This is a genomic window from Lacibacter cauensis (genome assembly GCF_007830055.1).
Taxonomy (GTDB): Bacteria; Bacteroidota; Bacteroidia; order Chitinophagales; family Chitinophagaceae; genus Lacibacter; species Lacibacter cauensis.
This window is the reverse complement of record NZ_VLLE01000006.1, coordinates 237,667-261,396: the sequence shown is the minus strand read 5'-3', so window position 1 is coordinate 261,396 and position 23,730 is coordinate 237,667. Positions and strand designations below refer to the sequence as shown.

Annotated in this window: 18 protein-coding genes; 15 read left to right on the top strand and 3 right to left on the bottom strand. The window is 42.0% G+C overall.

Annotation, left to right across the window (positions count from 1 at the left end; genetic code table 11):
• Nucleotides 1–11: 11 nt before the first annotated feature.
• The 10 genes from IQ13_RS17730 to IQ13_RS17685 all read left to right on the top strand — a co-directional run bounded on the left by IQ13_RS17730 (nt 12) and on the right by IQ13_RS17685 (nt 16,330).
• Complete coding sequence (locus tag IQ13_RS17730; protein ID WP_144887968.1) at nt 12–1,589, top strand: RagB/SusD family nutrient uptake outer membrane protein; 1,578 nt, start codon at nt 12–14, stop codon at nt 1,587–1,589.
• A 50-nt stretch (nt 1,590–1,639) separates the two neighbouring features.
• Nucleotides 1,640–2,326 carry a fasciclin domain-containing protein gene (locus IQ13_RS17725; protein ID WP_144887967.1) on the top strand — a complete coding sequence of 229 codons (687 nt, stop codon included), beginning with the start codon at nt 1,640–1,642 and terminating at the stop codon, nt 2,324–2,326.
• A 40-nt stretch (nt 2,327–2,366) separates the two neighbouring features.
• Nucleotides 2,367–3,419, top strand: coding sequence for a DUF5007 domain-containing protein (locus IQ13_RS17720; RefSeq protein WP_144887966.1), 1,053 nt, complete (start codon nt 2,367–2,369; stop codon nt 3,417–3,419).
• A 48-nt stretch (nt 3,420–3,467) separates the two neighbouring features.
• Entirely contained in the window at nt 3,468–6,626 is a 3,159-nt protein-coding gene (locus IQ13_RS17715) for a SusC/RagA family TonB-linked outer membrane protein (protein ID WP_158637435.1), read from the top strand.
• A 22-nt stretch (nt 6,627–6,648) separates the two neighbouring features.
• Nucleotides 6,649–8,205: a RagB/SusD family nutrient uptake outer membrane protein gene (locus tag IQ13_RS17710; protein ID WP_199758308.1), complete on the top strand. Its 1,557-nt coding sequence runs from the start codon at nt 6,649–6,651 to the stop codon at nt 8,203–8,205.
• 32 nt (nt 8,206–8,237) lie between these two features.
• Entirely contained in the window at nt 8,238–8,951 is a 714-nt protein-coding gene (locus IQ13_RS17705) for a hypothetical protein (protein ID WP_144887964.1), read from the top strand.
• A gap of 59 nt (nt 8,952–9,010) precedes the next feature.
• A complete protein-coding gene (locus IQ13_RS17700; RefSeq protein WP_158637434.1) occupies nt 9,011–10,681 on the top strand; it encodes a DUF5008 domain-containing protein in 1,671 nt (556 codons plus the stop codon).
• 68 nt (nt 10,682–10,749) lie between these two features.
• A complete protein-coding gene (locus IQ13_RS17695; protein ID WP_144887962.1) occupies nt 10,750–12,510 on the top strand; it encodes an alkaline phosphatase family protein in 1,761 nt (586 codons plus the stop codon).
• Nucleotides 12,511–12,554: 44 nt separating this feature from the next.
• Nucleotides 12,555–14,579, top strand: coding sequence for a M60 family metallopeptidase (locus tag IQ13_RS17690; RefSeq protein WP_144887961.1), 2,025 nt, complete (start codon nt 12,555–12,557; stop codon nt 14,577–14,579).
• A 26-nt stretch (nt 14,580–14,605) separates the two neighbouring features.
• On the top strand, nt 14,606–16,330 hold the full coding sequence (locus IQ13_RS17685; protein WP_144887960.1) for an alkaline phosphatase family protein: 1,725 nt from the start codon (nt 14,606–14,608) through the stop codon (nt 16,328–16,330).
• A gap of 132 nt (nt 16,331–16,462) precedes the next feature.
• Here IQ13_RS17685 and IQ13_RS17680 read toward each other — a convergent pair whose 3' ends face one another.
• Nucleotides 16,463–17,215: a zinc ribbon domain-containing protein gene (locus tag IQ13_RS17680; RefSeq protein WP_144887959.1), complete on the bottom strand. Its 753-nt coding sequence runs from the start codon at nt 17,213–17,215 to the stop codon at nt 16,463–16,465.
• Between the two features lie 41 nt (nt 17,216–17,256).
• A complete protein-coding gene (locus IQ13_RS17675; protein WP_144887958.1) occupies nt 17,257–18,354 on the bottom strand; it encodes a Nif3-like dinuclear metal center hexameric protein in 1,098 nt (365 codons plus the stop codon).
• 135 nt (nt 18,355–18,489) lie between these two features.
• Here IQ13_RS17675 and IQ13_RS17670 point away from each other — a divergent pair, with 135 nt between their 5' ends.
• The 3 genes from IQ13_RS17670 to IQ13_RS21415 all read left to right on the top strand — a co-directional run bounded on the left by IQ13_RS17670 (nt 18,490) and on the right by IQ13_RS21415 (nt 20,311).
• Complete coding sequence (locus IQ13_RS17670) at nt 18,490–18,915, top strand: hypothetical protein (protein WP_144887957.1); 426 nt, start codon at nt 18,490–18,492, stop codon at nt 18,913–18,915.
• Between the two features lie 203 nt (nt 18,916–19,118).
• The gene (locus IQ13_RS17665) at nt 19,119–20,054 is read left to right on the top strand and encodes a hydrogen peroxide-inducible genes activator (protein WP_144887956.1); all 936 of its coding nucleotides are present in this window, start codon (nt 19,119–19,121) and stop codon (nt 20,052–20,054) included.
• A gap of 98 nt (nt 20,055–20,152) precedes the next feature.
• Nucleotides 20,153–20,311 carry a hypothetical protein gene (locus IQ13_RS21415; RefSeq protein ID WP_158637433.1) on the top strand — a complete coding sequence of 53 codons (159 nt, stop codon included), beginning with the start codon at nt 20,153–20,155 and terminating at the stop codon, nt 20,309–20,311.
• A gap of 273 nt (nt 20,312–20,584) precedes the next feature.
• On the opposite strand, the gene IQ13_RS17660 is transcribed toward IQ13_RS21415, so the two are convergent.
• Nucleotides 20,585–21,460 carry a LysR substrate-binding domain-containing protein gene (locus IQ13_RS17660; protein WP_144887955.1) on the bottom strand — a complete coding sequence of 292 codons (876 nt, stop codon included), beginning with the start codon at nt 21,458–21,460 and terminating at the stop codon, nt 20,585–20,587.
• 151 nt (nt 21,461–21,611) lie between these two features.
• Here IQ13_RS17660 and leuC point away from each other — a divergent pair, with 151 nt between their 5' ends.
• Both leuC and leuD read left to right on the top strand, forming a co-directional pair.
• Entirely contained in the window at nt 21,612–23,018 is a 1,407-nt protein-coding gene (gene leuC / locus IQ13_RS17655) for a 3-isopropylmalate dehydratase large subunit (protein WP_144887954.1), read from the top strand.
• A 114-nt stretch (nt 23,019–23,132) separates the two neighbouring features.
• Entirely contained in the window at nt 23,133–23,729 is a 597-nt protein-coding gene (gene leuD / locus IQ13_RS17650; RefSeq protein WP_144887953.1) for a 3-isopropylmalate dehydratase small subunit, read from the top strand.
• Nucleotide 23,730 lies beyond the last annotated feature (1 nt).

Here is a 23,730-nt window from a genome sequence, read left to right as displayed (position 1 = left end):
AATCAGTAATCATGAAGATGATTTCAACAGCAACAAACAAAGCAATGCAGATTGGAAAAAAAGTGCTGCTTGCTACAGTATTGATGCTTTTCATGGGAGCTTGTAATAAACAACTGGACATCAAATCGTCTCGCCAGGCCGATGAACTGGGACATTGGGATTCGTACGAAGATGCAAGAAGTGGTTTGATGGGGCTGTATGGTTTGTTGCGTGCAGCACTCGCAGATAACAATGCGCATTGGATGTGGGGCGAGCTGCGTAACGGAGATTTTCTTTCAGTTTACAGAACCGATCTGAAGGCAGTGATTGATGGTAAACTCAATGCATCGTTTCCAACAATTGATGCCGTTACAAACTGGCGCAGGTTTTATGCAGTAATAAATGCAAGTAATCTGTTTATTGAACGGGTGGGTGGTTGTAAAGCAGATCAGCGTTATACCGAATCGTATTACAAACTGGATGTTGCACAGGCAAGAGCTATTCGTGCATTCACTTATTTCTACATGGTACGCATTTGGGGCGATGTTCCGTTGATCGTTAATACAAAAGAAGGAAGTTTTGATGCATTACCACGTACAAGCCAGAATGCTGTGCTTTCTTTTGCAGAGCAGGAGTTGATCCAGGTAGCGCCAAGTCTTCCATTCCTTTATTCCGGTGTTGATCCTGCGCAACTTTATCCAAACAATTATTATGGTTATAATTCTTCACAATGGTTAAATGCGCCGGTTACACGTTTGGCAGCGTATGCAATTCTTGCACATGTGGCTGCATGGCAGGGCCGTTATATTGATGCTGCTGTTTATACTGAGTATATCGTTAACAATGCTTCAAAAAGTAATCTCTCTTTAGTAAGTACAAGCAATCTTGTAACAACACTGTTCAACAGTGGCGTAAATAATAATTACAACCAGCTGCTTGGTTTCAGCTTTAACCGAAACCTTGGCGAAACCACTTCGGAAGGACATATTGAGCAGCTCACCTTGGCAAATACAACCTTGTATCCAATGTCGAAACCGCTGCCCGAAATCTATGTTCCAAAAGATTCAATCGCAGCTATATTCCCCAGGAGTAACGGCGGAACCGATCAACGTTTTGGTGTAGACCCTGCTTCTGTACAACAAACCATTTATACCAACTACTTCGAAAATTACAGCGCAGCGGTTCCTGTATTTAAAAAGATAAGAGTGGTAGATGGTAATGTTGGTAATGCCGGACAGTTTGCTGTATTTAATTCATCTATTGTATTTACACGCCTCGAAGAAATAAAATTACTCCGTGCAGAAGCATTGGCAGTATTAGGACAAACAGATGCTGCGTACCAGGAACTGAATGCAGTAAGAGGTGTAAGAGGTCTTGCATCTATATCGCCTGCACCATCACGTGATCTGTTAACAGAAGTTTTTGCAGAGCGCAGAAGAGAATTAATGGGCGAGGGTTGGAGATGGTACGATCAGGTTCGCTTCAATAAATTAAAACGTACCAATGCTGCATTTAATGAATTGATAGATAAAGGTGGCATTTACTGGCCGATAGCGCAGGATGTGTTAAACAGGAATGCAAAGATTACACAAAATGCCTACTGGCAATAAGCAGGTTGTTGGTATAAACGAAATGTTTTCAGAAAAGTAAAAACGTAACAATGAGCTTTATCAGAAATAATTTTTTAGTGATTGCAGTATGTGTGTTAACTGCAGCAAGCCTGGCAGGTTGCAGCAAGAACAACAAAGAGTACTACAATTATACAAACACAGCAGGTACGTTTAAAGGATCTACCTACGAATATCTTACAGCACAAACAGGTGTGTATGATTCGCTGTTATTTGTAGCAAGCCGGTTAACAGGTTTAACCGATGCACTTAAGTCGGGCAGTATTACACTGTTTGCAGCGAATAACCGAAGTTTTGAACTGGCGCTTTTTAATATTAACCAGGCTCGTAAAGATTCTATTCCTGCTATGCCGAAGTTGTCGCTTGCAACAATTGATTCTGCATTGCTCGACACATTTGTTTGCCGCTATATTATTCCAGGTTTGCAAAATACTGATAGCCTGAAAGGATTTACTGATGGTAAACTCTATGCTTCTTTCCGCTACGATTACAATATGCAGTTGCAGTATGTAGCAACCAATGCATCGGGCTTTTTAGGTGGTGGCCCCAAGGCAATCACCTTCAGCGATCCCCGTAACTCCATTTTTACACGTAACTGGGTAAGGGTTAACACCATTACTGTAGATATTAAAACAACAAACGGAATTGTGCACCTCTTACCCGCCGGTCATGATTTTGGATTCGGAAATGATTTTATTAAACGGGTTAATAAACGATAAGCACTAGTAAATCTCATTTTCTCTAAAACAGAAGATAACGATGAATAAGAAAATACAAAAAGTTGTGCGTAAACGCCGTTACTACATGCTTGCAGTTGCTGTACTGTTGGCTGCAAGTGCCTGTAAAAAATACCTACCAAAGGAAAGAGAAACGGTAGGAGCCGATTCGCAATACACCATCGATACGTATCAACCGGTGTTGGGACGTACAACATTTTTTACTGATAATTTTTACCAGGGCAGTACTACCTATCCTTCCGATTTTAAAATTGTAAATCCACGCAGACGTAATGGCGATCCTGCACCGGAACTTACCGATGTTTTTCCCGTGATGGTTTGGAAAGAAGCTTATGATGGAACTGAAAAATCGGTTGCAGAAATTGAAGCAAAACGTGTAAAGCAATACCGTCCGTTGTTTGAAATAGGGCCACACTCAGGAGCATTTACCATGTGGGCAGAAGCTCGTTCGGCATTTGTACGTTCGCAACCCGATTCAGGTTATTTGTTTGATGTAGAGTTGTCGAATTCGGGTGGCCGCAGGTATTATCGTAATATTAAACTGATGCCGTTGAAGGAGCGCCCTTACGAACCTTCTAACTACAACGCATCAACAGGGCAACCTGTATCGAATGGTGTATATGCTTCTGTTGTTACCAACATTAAAGGAGCAAATACCAACCGTTATCTTTCGTACAATGATGTTGATGTGTATATACGCAAAATAGTAAAAGCAGGTGTGCCTGCAACCAACACCTTAACCTTCCGTTTTCTTGATACGCTGTACAACCCGATTGATCCTGCAAAATTTGCTGAAACAGACTGGAACAACCTGGTGCATGGTTTTGAAAAGCAAATAACCGCAACAGGTGTTACCTATAAAATGGCTTATCCAATACCTGCTGTGGAAGTTCCTACACGCTTCACCACTTCTGATGGCCGTCGTGCAAAAACAAGATTCAGTTATTCTCGTCTTGGTTTTAATGGAGGCAGAGAAACTGCAGTACTCGGGCTCGACTTTGCCATTTATGAACCGGGCGATTGGGAAATAGTATTTGCGTTTAAAAACGATAATCCAAAATTCACCAACGATTAATACAGGACACACATGTTAAGTATAAACAAAAGCAAAAAAATAACTGCAATGAAATGGTTACCCTGTATAGGCGTGCTGGCTTGCCTGCTTCTTTTTGCTGTGCCTACGCACGCACAGAATAAAATTACTGTAAAGGGTGTTGTAAAAGACAATGCACAACAAACCGCAATGCAGGGTGTAACTGTTTCTACAAGCAAGCCTTCTAAAACAATTGCAACTACCGATGCAAACGGTGCGTTTACTGTAACTATCGATGCAGGTGCCGAGCTTGTATTTACACACTCCGGCTACGCTGCTGTTCGCAAAACATTTATGGCAAGCACATCTTCTGTATCAATCACTATGTCTGTAAAGGATAATACCATGCAGGAAGTGGTTATACAGGGCTTCCGCCAAAAAACAAAAGAAACAGCTACAGGCTCAAGTGCTGTTATCAGCGGTAAGGCTTTACAGGATGTACCTGTATCGAACGTTGTGGAATTGTTGCAGGGTAAAGTGGCCGGGTTAAACGTGCAAAACAACTCCGGTTCGCCGGGTGGTATGGGCACTATTAACTTACGTGGTGTTTCCAGTATTAACGTAAGCAGTGATGGTTTCTTAACACCAACATCACCCTTGTTTGTTATTGATGGTGTACCTGTAGATTTAAATACAAATTACGAATATGGTTTCCAGGGTGGAGGTGCCGGTATTAATCCGTTGGCATTAATACCACCTGAAGATATTGAGCAGATGGAAGTATTGCGTGATGCTGCTGCCACTTCTGTATATGGTGCAAGAGCTGCTTACGGTGTTATTATTGTTACCACACGCAGAGGTAAATCGAAAGTGCCGATTGTACAATACTCAACTAACTTCTTTGTAAAAGCTCCGCCCCGTCTGCGTGATGTAATTGGTGGTAAAGAGGAACGTTTGTTCCGCATACGTACCATTTTAGATTATGATACATCGGCCGCTGCGGCACAGGCGCTGATCAATCAAACCCCGTTTTTATCCGATAGCCTTAATCCGTATTACAACAACGCCACAAACTGGCAGGATTATTTTTACCGTACCACTTATAACCAGCAGCACAACCTGAGTATACGTGGTGGCGATGATCGGTTCAACTATAAAACCAACCTCAACTATTACCAGGAAAACGGTATTGTGCAGAACACAGGGTTTAAACGTTATGGTCTTAGCATGAATGCACAGTATGCACCAACCAACCAGCTGCGTGTACAAATGAACCTGTCGAGTTCACTTGGGCAAAAGCAAAACGGTAGTGGTGTAGGATTGATCCAAACAGGTATAGCAAGCGGAGGTTCATCCTCTTCGTTATTGCCGCCGCCATCATTGTTTTCGGAGAACAACAGCGCATTGGCGGCATCGAGAGTAATCAACAATAACAAAACAGCAAATATTGCTACAAGCCTCGACATATCGTACGAGCCAATTAAAGGTATTCGTTTTGGTAACCTGCTTAGCTACAACTTTATTTCCGGTACAGCCGACAGGTTTACTCCTTCATTTCTCAGTAACGGATCATCAGAGTCGTACAGCTATAACGACCGAACATATACTTTATATAACAGGTCGCTGATCAACTTTACCAAAACATTGTATAACCTGCACAATCTGAATGCCTATGTGTTTAATGAAATTAATACCTATGGTTTCCAGGCAAACGTGATCAGTCTTGATCGCACAGCAAATGATCAGATAACCGGACCAATCGGTTACGGTTGGGCAAGCTCTCGTGGCGGTACATTGAATAATATCCGTGAAACAAGACAGCATGGTTACGGTGGATCGGTTTCTTACAACTACGATCGGAAATATGTACTCGATTTCAATTTCCGTTTCGATGGTTTGTCAACAACAGGTTCAAAGCAACCATATTCGCAAAATCCATCTGTAAGCGCACGCTGGAATTTTAACCGTGAAAAATGGCTGGAGAAAGTTAGCTGGTTGAGTTATGGTTCTGCAAGAGTATCGTGGGGCCGTAATATTAAACCAACAGGTAGCATCTTCGATACGTATGGACGTTATATTGTTGGTTTACCATATAACAATAATCCAACTGTTGCTATTGATTATGCAACGGTACCCAATGAAAACTTTTTACCCGAAACACAAACACAAACAAATGGAGGTGTTGAGGTAGGTCTCTTCAATAATGCTTTACAATTAACCTACGAAACCTATTACCGTTCTATTGATAACCAGATCATGCGTATTCAACTGGCGAACACCAGTGGCTTTAACGAATTACAGACAAATGCAGTAAGTCTTGTAAACTATGGTATGGAATGGTCGGCTATGATGCGTATGTTTAAACAAAGCAAACCGTTTCAATGGACGCTTTCAGTAAACGGTGCCATCAACAAACAAATACTAACCAAACTGCCTGATAACCTGCGCCAGATTCGCCAGGAAATTACAGACGGAGGAAGTAATGTGCCGATTGTTTACAGAATAGGCCGCAGTGCAATTTCCAATCTTATTTATCATACGCAAGGCGTATATGCAAACACGGGCGATGTGCCTGTAAACATTGCAACAGGTAAACGTCAGCAGTTGGGTTCAGGTACCGGTTATTATTTCCAGGGTGGTGATCCACGTTGGACAGATGTAAACGGCGACTATATCATTGATGAAAAAGATCTGTTGCCGATTGGTAATCCAATACCAAAAGTAACAGGTGGTATTCTGTCGCAGATGCAGTATAAAAACTTCCAGTTAAACATCAATGCATCGTATACCTTGTTTCGTGATCTGCTGAATGCATCCTTGTCGCAAACCATGCAAAACTTCAGCCGTCCTACAACACCGGGTGCATTGGTGCCAATTGATCAATACAATTACTGGAAACCATCAGCTTTCGATAAAGGAAGTGGTACTCCGAATGCACAATATCCAAATCCATTCGATTTCAGAAGAGCTGGTGTAATGCAACCATTCCGCAGTAACCAAACTTTGTTCCTTGAAGATGGTTCGTACTGGAAAATTAACAACGTTGTGCTTGCATACAATCTCGACAGGAAAATGATCAGCAGATTGCATATGACATCCTGCCGCTTAACATTAACGGTAAACAACGTTTATACATTTTCAAATTACAGTGGCCCCGATCCGGAACTGGTTACGCAGTTGGGCAGAGATAATTCCGGTGGTTATCCCAATGCAAGGAGTTATGCAGTTGGTTTAAATGTTCAGTTTTAATTGTAAAAGAAAAACGAAAAAGATGAAACGTATTATCAGCATACTTGTAGTTACCACATTGCTCCTTGTGGGTAGTGGTTGCAAAAAGTTTTTAAGTCTCGATCCGCCGAATGCGTTATCGGGTAATAATTTCTGGAAAACAAAAACTGATCTGGAAAACTATACGAATGGTATGTACGAGCTCCTGCGCAAATCTGTTGCAAGGCTCGATATGAAAGCCGATGCCAGCTCGTTCAACTTTCCCTTCTTTGCTTTCAGCGGCGATTTACGTGGGGGCATGGCAAAAGAAAATACAGAGATAGGTTGGGGACGTACCTATGTTGCCAACTTATCAAACAATAACATAAAAGCATTATTTGTTGATGCTCCGAGTGGCGGTAACAACTGGTACCGTGTGTTTAATATGATTCGGTTTAGCCAATGGGATCAGTTTTATAAAGTAATTGCAGCAGCAAACATTGCAGTTGATCGTGTTGACGGCGTACCAGATCCTTCATTAACAGCAGAAGAAAAAAGACAGTACAAAGCAGAAGCAATCTTCATCCGTAACATGGCTTATTTCCTGATGGTTCGTCAGTGGGGCGATGTTGCATATTATACCGATGCCTACCACAGTGCGCCGTTGAAACGTATGCCAATGGTAGAGGTGTTGAAGAAGTGCCGTGAAGATTTGATGGCTGTGAAGGATGATTTGCCATGGACCTATAAAGATCCTGTGTTTGTTGCTGTAAGAGGAATGCGTGGTTCGGCACTTGCATTACTGATGCACATTAACATGTGGCTTGCAGGGTTTGATACAGGTAATGAGAAAGCTTACTACGAAGCTGTGGATGCATTAGGCGACGAACTGTACAACGAAAATGGTGGTGCCTATGCGTTGTTGCCATTAGAACGAAATGGTGAAATCTTTAAAGGGCGTTCGAAAGAAGGTTTGTTTGAAGTACCACAGAATGCAAACTATGGCGAATCGTTTGGATGGTCTTACTATTACGACCTGGTTTATTATAATCGTTTGGCCCCCGATCCAACACATCCGTACATCAGTTACGATACAAAGTTCATGGAAACAATTTACCCGGTAGGGCAGGCCGATAAGCGTACCGATTATTGGTTTGATGTATCGACCATGTATAGCGGTAACAGGAATTTTAAAATGCTGAAGTTTTTTGTAAACCGTGATCCCAATTCGGTAGATGGTACTTCGTTTGATGCGAGCCAGATCATCTTCCGTTACACGGATGCTATTTTATTGCATGCAGAAGCATTGGCAAATCTTGGTAACGATGGCAAGGCAAAGGAAAAATTAAATATTGTACGCAATAGGGCAGCGGCTGCACCTATTACAAGTACAGGAGCAGAATTGAAAACAGATATTTTCTATGAGCGCTGCCGTGAGTTACTGGGCGAAGGTCATTACTGGTTTGATGTAGTACGTACAAAACGCATCATCGATCCATCATACAAATTTGGCTACCACTGTACAGTAGAACAATTTAAAGCAGGAGCATGGACATGGCCTATTCATCCATCGGCGTTGATCAACAATCCTGGTATGACGTTAAATACATACTGGCAATAAAAAACGAACTGTAATAAAATAAAACAAAGCAGATGAAATATATGAATCGTTTCCTCATCGTTGCTGTTATCCTTACAACCATTGCAGTTGGTTGTCAGAAAAAAGATTATTTCACCAACACCGGAAAGCATACACCTGATTATGATGGTACGGTATTGGATTATTTGAAATCGAAACCAAAAAGCTGGGATTCGTTGCTGAAGGTTATTCGTATTGCAGGCATGGAAAATGTATTTAGTACTGAAACCATTACCTTTTTTGCGCCCAACGATTCCTGTATCAGTAATACAATCCGTGTATTAAATGCGAAGCTTGATGAAAAAGGCCAACGACGTGTTACAAAGCTGGAGCAGATAAAACCAGAGGTGTGGAAGAAGCAACTCTGCCGTTACCTCTTCAAAAGCTCTCGCTCCATGAATGACTTCCCGCAACTCGATCCCGGAAACCTGTCGGCTTACCCCGGGCAGATCTATAGCTCTTATCTCGGCGACATTATGAACATTGGTGTTATCTACAATGATGCCGGCGGTGTAAAATATGCAGGTTACAGGCAGTTGATGATTTCGTTTATTCCTTCTGTATCGGCACCAAGAGATTATAACAGTTGGTATTCGGCAATTGTAGCTTCTGTAAACGTAGCTCCTAAAAACGGGTATGTACATGTGTTAAACTATCCCAATCATTTCTTTGGTTTTGCAACCGGGCAGTTTATCGAAGATGTATTTGATAAAGGAATTATTTACTGATTTTAAAAAAGCGAAAGCATTTTTTCATGATAAAGCAAACGATTAAAAGAAGTTCTGCAATGACAATAAAACACGCAACCCTTGCTTTAGGAGTAGTCAGTTGTTTGTTTGCAGCTGCACTTTTTTCCTCCTGCACAAAACAGAAAGTTGAGCCTGCTGAAGTTTATCCTGCACCGCCTAAAGTGTTGGTGAAGTTTCTCGATGGAGGTCCTTATCCTGCAATTGGCAGCGAAGGTTCTGTTGTAAAATTTAATGTTACAGGTTTAAAAGGTAAAGAAGGACAGTTTAAGTTTTTTGTACACCTTACCGAAGCAGAAATTATTTCTGTTGAAGAAAATGCAATTACTGTAAAAGTGCCATTGGGCGCAAGTACAGGTGCTGCCAACGTTCTCATTAATGGGGAGTATTACTTCGGTCCAACCTTTGTTATTAAAGGAAAAGTATCGATCGATGCTTCGTTTAATACCGATGCCTATGTTTCAAATGGTGAGATCAAAGGTATCTTCCTGCGTTCTGATAACACTTCCTATTTCCTGTATGGCCGTTTCAGCAATTATCAAAACAGCGCAACCGTTGCAAATCCTATTACCAATATGGTAGTTGTAGGTTTAAATGGTGAATTTAAAACAGGATCGTCAGATCAAATGAAAGTAGGTAAAACAGGTGTGGCAGGAAGTTTAAGCAGTGTTATACAACAATCGAGCGGACAGTATTTGCTTGCAGGTACATTTGGCAGTTACGATACAACCAACGGTATCAACAATATTACACGTTTAACATCAGCCGGTGCATTGGAAACACAGGTGGTTGATCTTATCAATCCCGATCCGGTAAACGCACCTAATGATGGACAGGCAACGGTACCATCCTTAAACGGAGGAACAACCGGTGGCATCAGTAAAATGTTTGTTAACTCCACAACAGGCGATATTACAGTAGTAGGAAATTTCACAAGCCATGTAAGTACATTTTATGAGCGCTCAACAAAAACAGGTCCGTTGATCGATGTGGTTAAAGTGCGTCAGCTTATACGCATGAAATCAACCGGCGCATTTGATTCAACTTTCAATTTCAATTTTGCAACCAAAGAAGGCTATGAAGGTGGTAATGGATTTATTTATGATGCCGTTCAACTCAACGATGGAAAAATAATTGTTGTTGGAAACTTCACTACATACAATGGAACTACTGCCAATTACATTGCACGCATCAATGCAACCAACGGGCTGGTAGATGCTACGTTTAACCCGGGTGGTGTTGGAGCGGATGGGCCGATTAACAAGATCCGTTACAATACGGTTACAAATAAAATTTTGATGGTTGGTTCGTTTAAAAAATACAACGGACAGGATGCAAACGGCGTGGTTATGATCAACCCCGATGGTACTACCGATGCAGCTTTCCGTTTCGGAAAAACCTTAGGCGGTATTCCTGAGTTTGCAGCACAATTAAGCAATGGAAAAATTCTGGTTGCCGGTACGTTCAGTCATTACAATTACAATTATGTAACAATGCCCGATAAATATGTTGTTCGCCCCGGTTTTATGGTGCTGGAAAGCGATGGATCGCTGGCACTTGGCTACAACAACACAGGTTTGTTTCGTGGAATTATTAATGACATGGTACAGATTACAATCAACGGTACACCGGGTGTAATTCTGGTTGGAGATTTCGACAGGTTCGATGGTAAACCGGTAGGGGATATTGTAAAACTAAAGTTGGATAACTAACAGAGCGGATACTTTATTAAAAATAATTCGGCATTGCGTAATGCCTGGATCTTATAAAACAGTCATACATGAAACGTTTAAAATATCTGAAGATTTTTTTACTCTTTGCGGGTGCAGGATATTTTGCAGCAAGCTGTAACAAGTCTTTCCCGAATCCTTTAGAAGCAAACGCACCGGGTGGCAACTCTTCGAAAGTTATAAATCCGAAAACGCTTGTAATTATCGTGGATGGTGCTGTAGGTACACAGGTGCAGGTTGCAAACCCGCCGGTACTGAACAGCCTGGTTGATTATTCAATCTTTTCATGGGATGCATTGAGTGATTACGACAATGTTCCTGTTAGCAATAGCCTGGGATGGGCTAACCTGCTTACAGGTGTGCGGGTTAATAAGCATAACGTTACGGGTGCTGATTTCAGTAATAATCGTTTTGCAGATTATCCTTCGCTGTTTACAAGAATGAAACAGGAAAAGCCGGGCTTACGTACTACTGCATTCTTTTCTTCAAACGAACTTGCAGCTGCACTTGCTTCAGATGCAACAAAAAAAGAGTCGTTTAATGAAGATGATGCTGCGGTTAAAGAAGCAGTGAAGAATGAGTTGCGTACACAAAACTCCGACTTGGTGATGGCGCAGTTTCACGATGTGGATAAGGCAGGGGCTGCTACTTCTTATAGTATCAATTCAGCAAACTACAAAGATGCGATCTTAAGAATTGATAATTACATTGGTGAAATTTTAACTGCTTTAAAAAGCCGTTCTACATTCAGTTCAGAAAACTGGATGGTGATCATTACTTCTAACAAAGGAAGCAATACTGTTTACAATCCATCAGGTTCATGGTCTGCTTTTGAAGATACACGACACAATACCATGTTCTTTTGTTTTAATCCAAGGTTTAACAGTAAAGCACTTACAAGACCAGGCGCATTGATTCCTTATACCGGAACAGCACCACAGTTTTCAGGTACGCAATCGCAAAACAGAAGAGCAAAAGCTGTAACTGCAGGGTCGTTATTTGATATTGGTGCAACCAGCGAAATGACGGTGCAATGCAAAGTAAAAATTCCGGCTGGCAATTACTACTACCCGGCATTTCTTTCAAAGCGTGCTTCTTTTTCCGGCGGTGTTGTTGGGTGGGTATTTTTCCTAGAAGCAAATTACTGGATGGTAAACTTTGGGCAAACCGGTTTGGGTAACCGGCAGATTCGTGGACATGTTATTGCTGATGGCTTGTGGCATACACTTACCGTTGTTGTAAGAAAAGAAGGTGCTGCCCGAAATGTGTATACATATACCGATGGTGTATTATATACATCAGGTATTTCTGCTGCAACAAGAGATATTACCAGTTATGGAAACTTAAACAGTCCACAACCGCTTACCATTGGTAATCTTCCTCCCGATAATGTTACAGGGCTTGGTAATTTCTACATTACCGATATCCGCTATTTCAACGTAGCGTTACCGGATACATACATTGCAAATACGTACTGTACTACTTCAATTGATGCATCGAATACGTATTACAATAACCTGCTCGGATTCTGGCCAGGCTTTCCGGTAGTAAACGAAAACGGACAATTTAAAATGAAAGACCAGACAGCTTACCAGAACGATCTTGTACTCGACAGTTACTCACCCGGAAGCTTCAACGATCTTACGGCCAATGTTTGTCCTCCGGTATCGGAACCTGTATACAAAACAGTTCCCAACTCTGTTGATGTTGCAGTACAGATTTATGCCTGGTTTGGAATTGCTGTACCCGGCTCATGGCGGTTAGATGGAAAAAACTGGATTCCTACGTACAGCGATGTAAGTGGCGGTTAAGAAAAAGAACAACTCATTAAACCTGTTATAATAAAACGAATAAAATGAATGCTGTTATGCTTGTTAAGCGTTTATCGGTTTGTTTACTGTTGCTTACAGTGGCAGTAACTGCCTGCAGAAAAAAGTATGCATACGATTTTGAAGATGGTACACCGGGCGATGGTGCAAGTGTAAGTAGTATTACCATCGATACGAGTATTAAAAATGTTGATGCAAGCAAGTACGCACAGGCGAGAGTTTTTCCCGGCCTTGTGTGTGCTTCGGAGCCGAGAATAAAAGTTGATCTTGCAATGAATCTGAACTATAACAATGTGCAGGATGAGTTGCGTATTTCTGTTCCGCCAAGTCCCCAGTTTAGTACAGGGTTGTATGCAGCACCGGGAGAGTTGGTCATTATTGATGTGCCGCAGAACGAATATTCATTGTCGGTACAGATTGGTGCATGGACGGATAATCTTTCAGTCATTCAAAACGCACCACGTGATCCGGTTATTTACACACGCAGTCAATTAAATCCCGGCCGTAATTATTTGCGGAATTTATATGGCGGACATATTTACATTTTTGCAGGTCGTCCCATTACAACTCCTGTAAACCTGTCGTTTACAAACGTGGTGAAGTCGCCCGATTTTGTATTAGGTCAAACAGATAATGCTGCATGGCAAACACAAATCCGTTCTTCCTGCGTACCATGGCTGGAGTTGCGTAGCGCCAATATGGTTTTTGTTGTTCCAAGACAATATTGTATCGATCGCCCTTTTGCAGATATTCAAAAAGCAATGCAGGATTGGGATGAAATTGTAAACCTCGATTATTATCAGTGGGAAGGGTTGAGTGCAAACCCAACTGATGCCATTGATAAAGCGCCGTTGCTTCCCTGGCGTGTGGTAATGGATATTAAACCGGTTGTTGGTTATGGTCACTCTGGTTTTCCAATTGTTGTACAAAACGATTACAGTTGGTTTGATGGTATTGGTAATGTAAGTGCTATTAACGGCGGAGGTAACTGGGGTGTGTTTCACGAGTTAGGACATAACAACCAGCAAGGCACCTACTGGAGTTGGAGTACATTAGGCGAAACAACTTGTAACTTCTTTTCGTTTAAAGTTGCAAACCGTTTAAGTGCAACAATTCCTACTGCATGGCCTCCCAAACATCCGGCTTTGGCCACAGCAATACCTGCTGCTATTACATGGGCATCATCAGCCACCGGTACAAGAAATTTTGATGGCACAGATGCCGCAATCAACGATCCGTTTGCACGGTTAACACCATTCGTGCAAATCATGAGTAAAATACCTGCTAACTGGGGTTATCCCGGTCAGCCCGATGGCTGGAGTTTTGTAACAGAACTGTATAAAAAAGCACGCCGCTCCAACCGCATTTCATTAACCGATCAGAACAAGCGTGACTTTGTGTACGAAACCTTATGCGAGTTTACACGCAGAGATATGCGTGCATTTTTCAGAGCATGGGGAATTACGATCAGCAATATATCGCTTAATAAAATGGCAGGTGTTTATCCGCTCTCCTTTCAGGAAATATGGAAATACAATCCATTAACGAAAACAGGAGGCGATACGCAAGCCGATGCAAGAAGTGTATGGGTTCCTACAGCCAGCTCTTGGTCAACAACTGAAGGTTCAAACGGAACAATTGGTAATGCGTTTGATGGATCGTTTACTACCTACTGGCATAGTAATTACGGAACCGGTTCTGGTGCAACCACTCCACCACATACAATTACAGTTGATATGGCGGTACCAACAGTTATCAAGGGATTTTCTGCTGCTTTAAGACAAAGTGGTACAGGAACTACAACAAGAGTAAAAAATATCCGTGTGCAGATTAGTAATGATAATGTAAACTGGACAGATGTACCTTTTGTAACAGGAGCAAGTACGATTCCAAGTGCTTTTACATTGATAAACCAGCAAGGATTGCAAAGTTTTAATCTGACAGGAAATGTTACTGCACGGTATTTTAGATATGTAATTTCTTCTGCTGCCGATAACGATCCGTCAGGTAATAATTCAGCACTTTCAGAAATCAACATTGTACGACCGTAATCATCCTTCAGCACTAAACGAATAATATGAAAAAGAATATACTGCTTAAAGGGCTCCTCTTTACTTCAATAGGCATGATGCTCGTTTTGTTTGCATCCTGTAAACGTTATGTTGATCCCCCGCTTTATTTTGAGGAACCAGGCGATACCACAAAGCCAGCAGCAAGAAAAGTATTGCTGATTGCTATAGATGGTGCTGTGGCAGGTGAATACAAAAAAATGGGTTTGCCTGTTTTGCAGAACATGTTGTCGAAGAGCAAATACACCTGGGAAGGCGTATCGGATGAAGTAAGCACTGATGCTGCTACATGGAAAACGTTGATGAGTGGTGTATCTTATTCTCGTCACAAGATCAAAGACAGCTCATTCATTTATACACAAAGCATCAACGATCCGCAGCATACATCGGTACCAAATTACCCTTCTATTTTTTCGTATATCTTATCATCGCCCAGAAATGATATGCGTACAACAGTTATTTCGCCGTGGCGTACCATGGTAGAGAAGCTGGTACCAGAAGTATTGGATCCTGTAGTAGCTGCAGACGATGTAGCCGTAAAAGATTCTGCATTAAGACGTATTAAAAGTGGCAATCCCGATTTTATGGTGCTGCACTTTAATTCGGTAGCCATTGCAGGAAAAGCAGGGGCGTTTCTTGCAGATAATACTATGTATAAAGATGCTGCGGTAAAAGTAGATGCCTACATTGGCGAATTGTTAACTGCACTAAAAGCAAGACCTGGTTATGATAAAACAGAAGAGTGGCTGGTAATTGTAACAAGTACACATGGTGGTGTGGGTAACAGTTACGGAGGTCCGTCGTCTGCTGAAGTAAATGCTTTTTCTGTTTTTTATCACGAGAAGTTTAAGCAACTGGAATTTGTACGTTCAGGTTTTTCAGGCGTGGCAATGAAAGGAACCGGAAGTTCAGTAATACGTGCACGCATACCAGACGATGGGGGATTGTATAATCCAGGTTTGGCACAGCAAACAATTTCATTTAAAATGAAATCGCCAACAAAAACGCAGTACCCGCATTTCTTTTCGAAGATGGATAAGTTTGCCAGTACTACAGGTTGGTCGTTGTTTACAAACTCAAGCGGAATCTGGTGCATCAGTGTAATTGGTTCGGGCGAATCTCGTATACAGGGAACAACACCTGTTGTGTTTGATGATAAGTGGCATACCGTTACATTTAAATTTATGGATAGTGCAAGCAAGCGTTGGCTGGTGCGTTATACCGATGATCGACGTATTGATCACACAGATATTACGGCACGGGGTACAGTAACAAGTACATCGCCGTTAACTATGGGCTGGGCAACAGATCAGGGTATGGGCGCTGTTACTGTAAGCTTTGCCGATTGTATGATTTTTAATACAGCATTGTCCGATGCAGAGGTAGCAGCATTGCAATGTGCAAAGGATATTACGCAGCATCCTCGGTATGCTAATCTCATCGGGTATTGGCCTTGCGGCGATGGCTTTGGCGGACGGTTCTTAAACAAAGCTCCAGGTGCAACCAACAAAGATTTTGTATTACAGGGCGCATTTACATGGGATAATTATGCAGAAGTGCCCTGCAGCATAACTCCTTTCCAGCCAGTAGCAGGAAAGGCCGCATTGTTCTTAAAATCAGTTGATGTTACTGTAACAAGTTTATACTGGTTACGAATGAATATACTGCCGGTATGGGGACTTGAAGGCAGTAAATGGCTGGAACAATATGAACAGGAGTTTGTGAAGTTATAATCAGGAATAGTTGCTTTTTTAAAAGCGTCTCCCGTTAATGGAGGCGCTTTTATTTTTTGAATGAAAAGATGAATGCAACAAAAAAGCCGCAATGATGTATCACTACGGCTTTTTAAAAATGTCCAATTTCAATTATGGCTCAACTGAATCATTCAAGTCGGCATCAACAAGGATACGACCACAGTTTTCGCACACAATGATTTTTTTGTGTTGTTTAATTTCGCTCTGGCGTTGAGGTGGAATGGTATTGAAGCAACCACCACAGCTTTCACGCTCAATCGGTACTACCGATAAACCGTTCCGGTAGCTTCTGCGGATACGGTCAAAGCTTGCCAGCAAGCGATCTTCTACTGCTTCTCTTGCGCCATTTACCAAAGAACGCAGTTGCGTTTCTTCTTTTTCGGTTTCAGCAATAATTTTATCGAGTTCGCCTTTCTTGTGTTCTAAGTTCTTCTCTTTATTGGCAATGGCTTTCTTTGCCTTTTCCAGCAACTCGCTCTTTTCAATCAACTCTTCGTTGGCATCTTTGATATGCTTTTCAGAAAGTTTGATTTCCAAACCCTGCATTTCAATTTCTTTATTGATGGCTTCGAATTCACGGTTGTTCTTTACATTCTCACTCTGCTTTTCGTATTTTACCAACAAAGCCTGTGATTCAATAATTGCATCTTTCTTGCTTTGAATAAAATCCTGTATACCGTTGATCTCTTCTTCAATACGGTTTTTGCGTGCATTCAAACCTTCAATTTCATCTTCGAGGTCTTTTACTTCCATGGGTAATTCACCTTTCAGAATCTGAATTTCATCCAGTTTGCTTTCAATTTTCTGCACACGAATAAGTGCCTTCAGTTTTTCTTCTACAGAATACTCTTTTGTAGTAGCCATATTGTTGTTTGAAGTTTTTTAGAATTTTCCTAAAGCTGCGATTACTTAAAATACTCAACAGGGTTGGTTTTCACGGCAGTTTTAAGGACGGCAAAGGTAGGGAATTTATCCTGCAAATGATCGGCCAGTAAATCTATCGTAAACTGCTCACTTTCCCAATGCCCGATGTCGGCCAGCAACAGCCGGTTTTCGGCATCAAAAAACTCATGGTATTTCACATCTCCGGTAACATAGGCATCGGCACCTGCAGCCAGTGCGGCCTTGGTTAAAAAGCTGCCGGCTCCACCACAAAGGGCCACCTTGTGAATGGGTTTGGCAGGAGGGGTGGTGTGTTTGATTACGGATAAATTAAATTGATCCTTAAGTAGTTGAAGGAAATCGTTGGGGATAAGAGCTTTAGGCAATTCACCAATTAAACCCGATCCGGTGGTTTGTAACTGATTGTCGAGACCGACCACATCGTAGGCCACTTCTTCGTACGGATGGGCTTTGATCATGGCCGAAAGAACCGGTTGCTCCAGCCATGCCGGGAAGATCACTTCTATCTTCAACTCCTCTTCTTCGTGTCGTTTGCCAATTTCGCCAACAAAGGGATTGCTGCCATCAGCTGCTTTGAAAGTACCCTTGCCTGCAGCGTTAAAGCTGCATTCGCTGTAATTACCAATATGTCCGCCACCGGCACCAAAAATGGCAGCTCGAACAAACTCCGCATGCGAAACGGGTACGAAGCAGAACAGTTTTTTCAACAATCCGCTTTTGGGTTGCAGAATTTTACAATTAACTAGCCCCAGACGCTCGGCCATTTGTGCGTTAACACCTGTAATCACATTATCCAGATTGGTGTGGATGGCATACAGCGCAATATCGTGTTTAATAGAAGCAATAACTGCACGCTCCACGTAGTTTTTGCCGGTAATCTTCTTCAATCCGCCGAAGATAATCGGGTGATGCGCCACCACCAGGTTACAGCCTTTTTGTTTGGCTTCCAGTATCACCTCTTCCGTGGCATCCAGACTAACAAGTACACCTGTACATTCCCAGGCGGCCGATCCGGTAAGTAATCCTGCATTATCGTAGCTCTCCTGTAACAATGGAGGGGCCAGTGTTTCCAGAAAACGGGTAATATCGCCAATTTGCATGCTGTAAAAATAAGATAATTCGGCAGCGGGACCAGGTTACAATTGGTAAAACCTGCCGGTTTAGTTTTACGTACTTCTACTGTTAGCGGTTCCGAAAACTAATTGTAATTTCATACTTCGTTAATTTAAAAATCTATGAGGCAGTTATTGATTCTTTTTGTGTTGGCAATGATCTTAGGTGGTTGTAAAAAGACCATCAAGAAAATACAGGAAGAAACAGCGGAAACGTTGATCGTAAAAGCAATTACCGACGGACGCTGGACAGTAACAGTTTATACCGACGGCACCACTGATTATAAAAGTGAATTTGATGGCTATGAATTTCAATTTAAAACCGACCGCACGGTTGATGCCATTAAGAACTCTGCAACAGAAGCTACGGGCACCTGGAACGAGGACAAGATAAACATTGCCATCATTGCCGATTATCCTTCCTCCGCAGCTGTTACCCTACAACGCCTGGATGGTAACTGGAAATTAAAAGACAGTAACTGGACATGGGTAAAAGCCCAGCAAACCATTAACGGCACCCTTTTTACCTTGGAGCTGCGCAAGAAATAAGCTTACTTTCCCATAAACTAAAAGCGCCCCCAAATGGAAGCGCCTTTTCCTTGTTCTCATTTATAACTCAAAAAGTTGGATGGGTATTTTTTGTATTGGTTGGTGACTGTTCCGCTACAAAAGCTTTCTTTTAAAAGTTAAAAGTGCAAAGTCTGATTTAATAAAGCAAATCAATTAATTTTATTGCCTCATAGATTTTAATTATGACTTTGACTCAGCTAGAATATCTGGTTGCGGTGGATACCTACCGCCATTTTGCAACGGCCGCATCGCATTGTTTTGTAACCCAGCCCACATTGAGTATGCAGATACAGAAACTGGAGGAAGAGCTGGGTATTAAACTATTCGACAGAAGCAAGCAGCCGGTGATACCTACGGATGCCGGTATAGAAATTATTGAGCAGTCACGTAAAATTCTGCAGGAGCGTAACCTCATTAATGAAATAGCACAGAATAAAAAAGGTGTGCTTACGGGTGAACTGCGGATTGGTATTATTCCAACACTTGCACCTTATTTGTTGCCGCTGTTTGCCAAAAGCTTTAATGAAAAATACCCATCGGTAAAACTGATTGTGCATGAAATGATGACGGAATATATTATTCGCCGCCTGCGTGAAGGACGTATTGATGCAGGATTGCTGGTAACGCCTTTGCAGGAAAGTGGAATAAAAGAAGAAGTACTGTTTTACGAAGAACTGCTGGTGTACGTATCGCCCCGGAATGAAGCGTACAAAAAGAAATATGTACTGGCGAAAGATATTGATCCTACAAAACTCTGGTTGCTGGAAGAAGGGCATTGCTTCCGATCGCAGATTGTTAATTTATGCGAATTGAAAAAAGCCAGTGAGTTAAGCACCCAGTTTGAGTACGAAGCAGGCAGCATTGAAACGCTGCGCCGCATGGTGGAAATGAACGATGGTATTACCATTATGCCCGAACTTTCAACACTGGAGATGACGCCTGAACAGCAAAAATTGCTGCGCCGTTTTCAAAGTCCTGCACCTGCACGTGAAGTAAGCATGGTGGTGCATCGAGATTTTATGAAGAAGCGTTTGAAGCAGGCACTGAAAGAAGAAATTATTGCAGCAGTACCGGAGAAATTGAAGAAGAAAAAAGCGCAGACGATAGTGCCGGTGTAGCCGGAGTGAGTAACAGCACATTATTCTGTGCGAACGATTGCGCTTTAAAAGGAGTATTAATCCTTTTCAGTTACTTTTATGCAAATCAAATAATAACCATGAACACTTTATTAGGCGTTTTAGGAACTCAGGAATTAATCATTATTTTATCTATTGTACTTTCACTGGGCTTATTCATTATTATTCCTGTTATCATCGCTTATCGTTTAGGTAAGAAAGCCGGTAAACTAGAAGCAATGGAAATGCAGCGGAAATAACCATTTATCGCAGTAAAAAATAAGATCATCGGTATACAGTTGATTTTCTAATTGGGATGATGCTTGCTCCATCTTTCGCTCATCCTTCGTTGCTAAAGGCGGGATACTCCCATTTTTCAGCCTGTTAAAAGCGCTCGAAGTAGTATCTGTTAGCCATTTACAGGCCAATCAGTGTGCTGAATTCCGCTATTGCTTCATGGGTAAAGAAAGAATAAGATAGAGTATTTCGCAGAGAGTTACCTATTCACCACTCACCATTCACCATTCACCAAATCACTTCATCTGCTTCTTAATCATCTCTGTAAAAACAATCGCTGCTTTCTTACGATAGCTTTCTTTTGGCCAGGTAATCGAGGCCTGGCTGATGATGTTCAATCCTTTGATGGGAATGGTTTTCAACGTTTGTCTTCCTTTGGCTGCAGCAACGGTCATGATCGTGCACCAGTTACCTGTTTCAACCAATTGCAGGAGTGTATTAATATCATTCAACTCCATTTTAATATTCGGCTGCACATTGTTTTGCGCCAATGCTTCATTCAAAAAATGCCTTGTATGAAACCCTTTTGCAGGTAACACCAGCGGTATATCTTTTAAGTCTTTAATGGTGATTGATTTTTTATCAGCCACAGGATTCGAAGGATGCACCACCAGTGTTAACGGCGATTCATACAAACGTTGTGAGATAAACATATCGTTGTCCTGCAACTCCAAAAACGACAACAAAAAATCAACACGGGTTGATTTGAGTTTATCCAGCAGATCTTCCGATGTACCGAACTCAACAATGATTTTTACTTCGGGGTATTGTGCCGAAAACTGCACAAGCACCGGTGTAAGCAAAGTAGATAAGCCATAAGTAACGCCAATCCGCAATTCACCTGTTTTTAATCCTTTCAAGTCATCAATCACAGCACGACCACCCTCAGCATCCGAAACCGTTAACCGGGCAAAAGGCAAAAACTGGCTGCCTGCTTCGGTCAACCGCACCCGTTTACCAATCCGGTCGAACAGCGGCATGCCCAGTTCATCTTCCAGTTGCTTGATCTGCTGACTAAGCGTACTCTGGCTGATGTACAGGCTGTGAGCTGCTTCGGTAAAATTGAGCAGTTCGGCCGATTTGATAAAGTAGCGTAGTTGGCGGAGTTCCATATTTCTAAATCGGTTTTATCAATGGATGTAATAGAAAAATAAGGTTATACAAATTTAGGGAATCGGGTTAAATTTGAGCCCCGGCAGCGAATACAAGCAGTAATTGCTGCTCTGCCCGCCGGAATTTATCAACTATTCAAATAGAAAGAATATGAGTTATACGCCAACAACATTATTCGACAAGGTTTGGGATGCACACGTGGTACGCAAGATTGAAGATGGTCCGGATGTGTTTTTCATCGATCGTCATTTCATTCATGAAGTAACAAGTCCTGTAGCCTTCTTAGGTTTGGAAAGCCGTGGTTTAAAAGTGATGTATCCGCAACGCACCTTTGCAACTGCCGATCATAACACACCAACCATCAATCAGCATTTACCGGTGCAGGATCCGCTTTCGGCTAATCAATTAAAAGCATTGGAAACAAATGCAGCCAAGTATGGTATTTCGCATTGGGGTTTGGGAAATCCAAAGAATGGTATTGTGCATGTGGTAGGTCCTGAAAATGGTATTACACTGCCGGGTATGACGATTGTGTGTGGTGATTCACATACATCAACACATGGTGCATTTGGCGCCATTGCATTTGGTATTGGTACAAGTGAAGTGGAGATGGTGTTATCATCTCAGTGTATCATGCAGCCGAAGCCAAAGAAAATGCGCATCACCATCAATGGTAAATTAGGTAAAGGCGTTGTGCCGAAAGATGTGCCGTTGTTCATCTTATCGCAAATTTCTGCAAGCGGTGCAACCGGTTACTTTATTGAGTTTGCAGGTGAAGTGTTTGAAAACATGAGCATGGAAGGTCGTATGACGGTTTGTAACCTTTCGATTGAAATGGGTGCACGTGGTGGTATGGTTGCGCCCGATGAAACAACCTTCAACTATTTAAAAGGAAGAGACCTTGCACCAAAAGGCGAGGCTTGGGATAAAGCATTGGCTTACTGGAAAACATTAAAAACAGATGCTGATGCGCAATTTGATCTGGAGTTGAGTTTTTCTGCAGATCAGATCGAACCACAAATTACCTATGGCACAAACCCCGGCTTAGGTACCGGTATTACACACACGATTCCTACAGCTGCAGAAGTAAAAGATGGTGAAGCTTCGTATAAAAAATCATTGGCGTACATGGGCTTTGCAGAAAATGAAAAGATCATCGGTAAGCAGGTTGATTATGTGTTCTTAGGTAGCTGTACCAACGGACGTATTGAAGATTTCAGAGCGTTTGCAAGTATTGTAAAAGGCAGAAAGAAAGCGGATAACATCACCGCATGGTTGGTTCCCGGCTCTCACATCGTAGAACAACAAATTAAAGAAGAAGGTATACTTGATATTTTAACGGAAGCCGGTTTCCAACTTCGTCAGCCGGGTTGTTCGGCATGTTTAGCGATGAACGATGATAAAATTCCTGCAGGTAAATACGCTGTAAGTACAAGTAACAGAAACTTCGAAGGTCGCCAGGGCCCCGGTGCAAGAACATTGCTCGCAAGTCCGTTGGTGGCTGCTGCTGCTGCTGTTACAGGCGTAGTAACTGATCCGAGAGAGCTGATTGCTTAATGGCTTGATGTCGGATGGAGGATGTCTGATGTAGGATGTCCGCAAATCGATCAACCTTTATAAATATCAGTACCAAATAAATCATAAATCAGACATCATAAATCAGACATCAAAATGGCATACGATAAATTTAAAGTCCTCACAAGCACAGCGGTTCCCATGCCGATTGAGAATGTGGACACCGACCAAATTATTCCTGCACGTTTCTTAAAAGCTACCAAGCGGGAAGGTTTTGGCGATAATCTTTTCCGTGACTGGCGTTATAACGGTGACGGTACACCGAAGCAGGAATTTGTGTTGAACAATCCGATTTACTCCGGTAAAATTTTAGTCGGAGGTAAAAACTTCGGCAGCGGCAGCAGCCGTGAACATGCGGCCTGGGCTATTTACGATTACGGTTTCCGTTGCGTGGTATCCAGCTTCTTTGCCGATATTTTTAAAGGCAATGCACTTAACATTGGTATTTTGCCGGTAACCGTTAGCCCGGAGTTTTTAGATAAAATCTTCAAAGCAATTGAAGCCGATCCGAAAGCAGAACTGGAAGTAAATCTTCCGGAGCAAACGATCAGCATTGTTGCAACAGGCGAAAAAGAATCGTTCGACATCAACGGATATAAAAAACACAACATGATGAATGGTTTCGATGATATCGATTACCTGCAATCAATGAAAGCTGACATCACTGCTTTCGCAGAAAAAAGTTTATACTAAG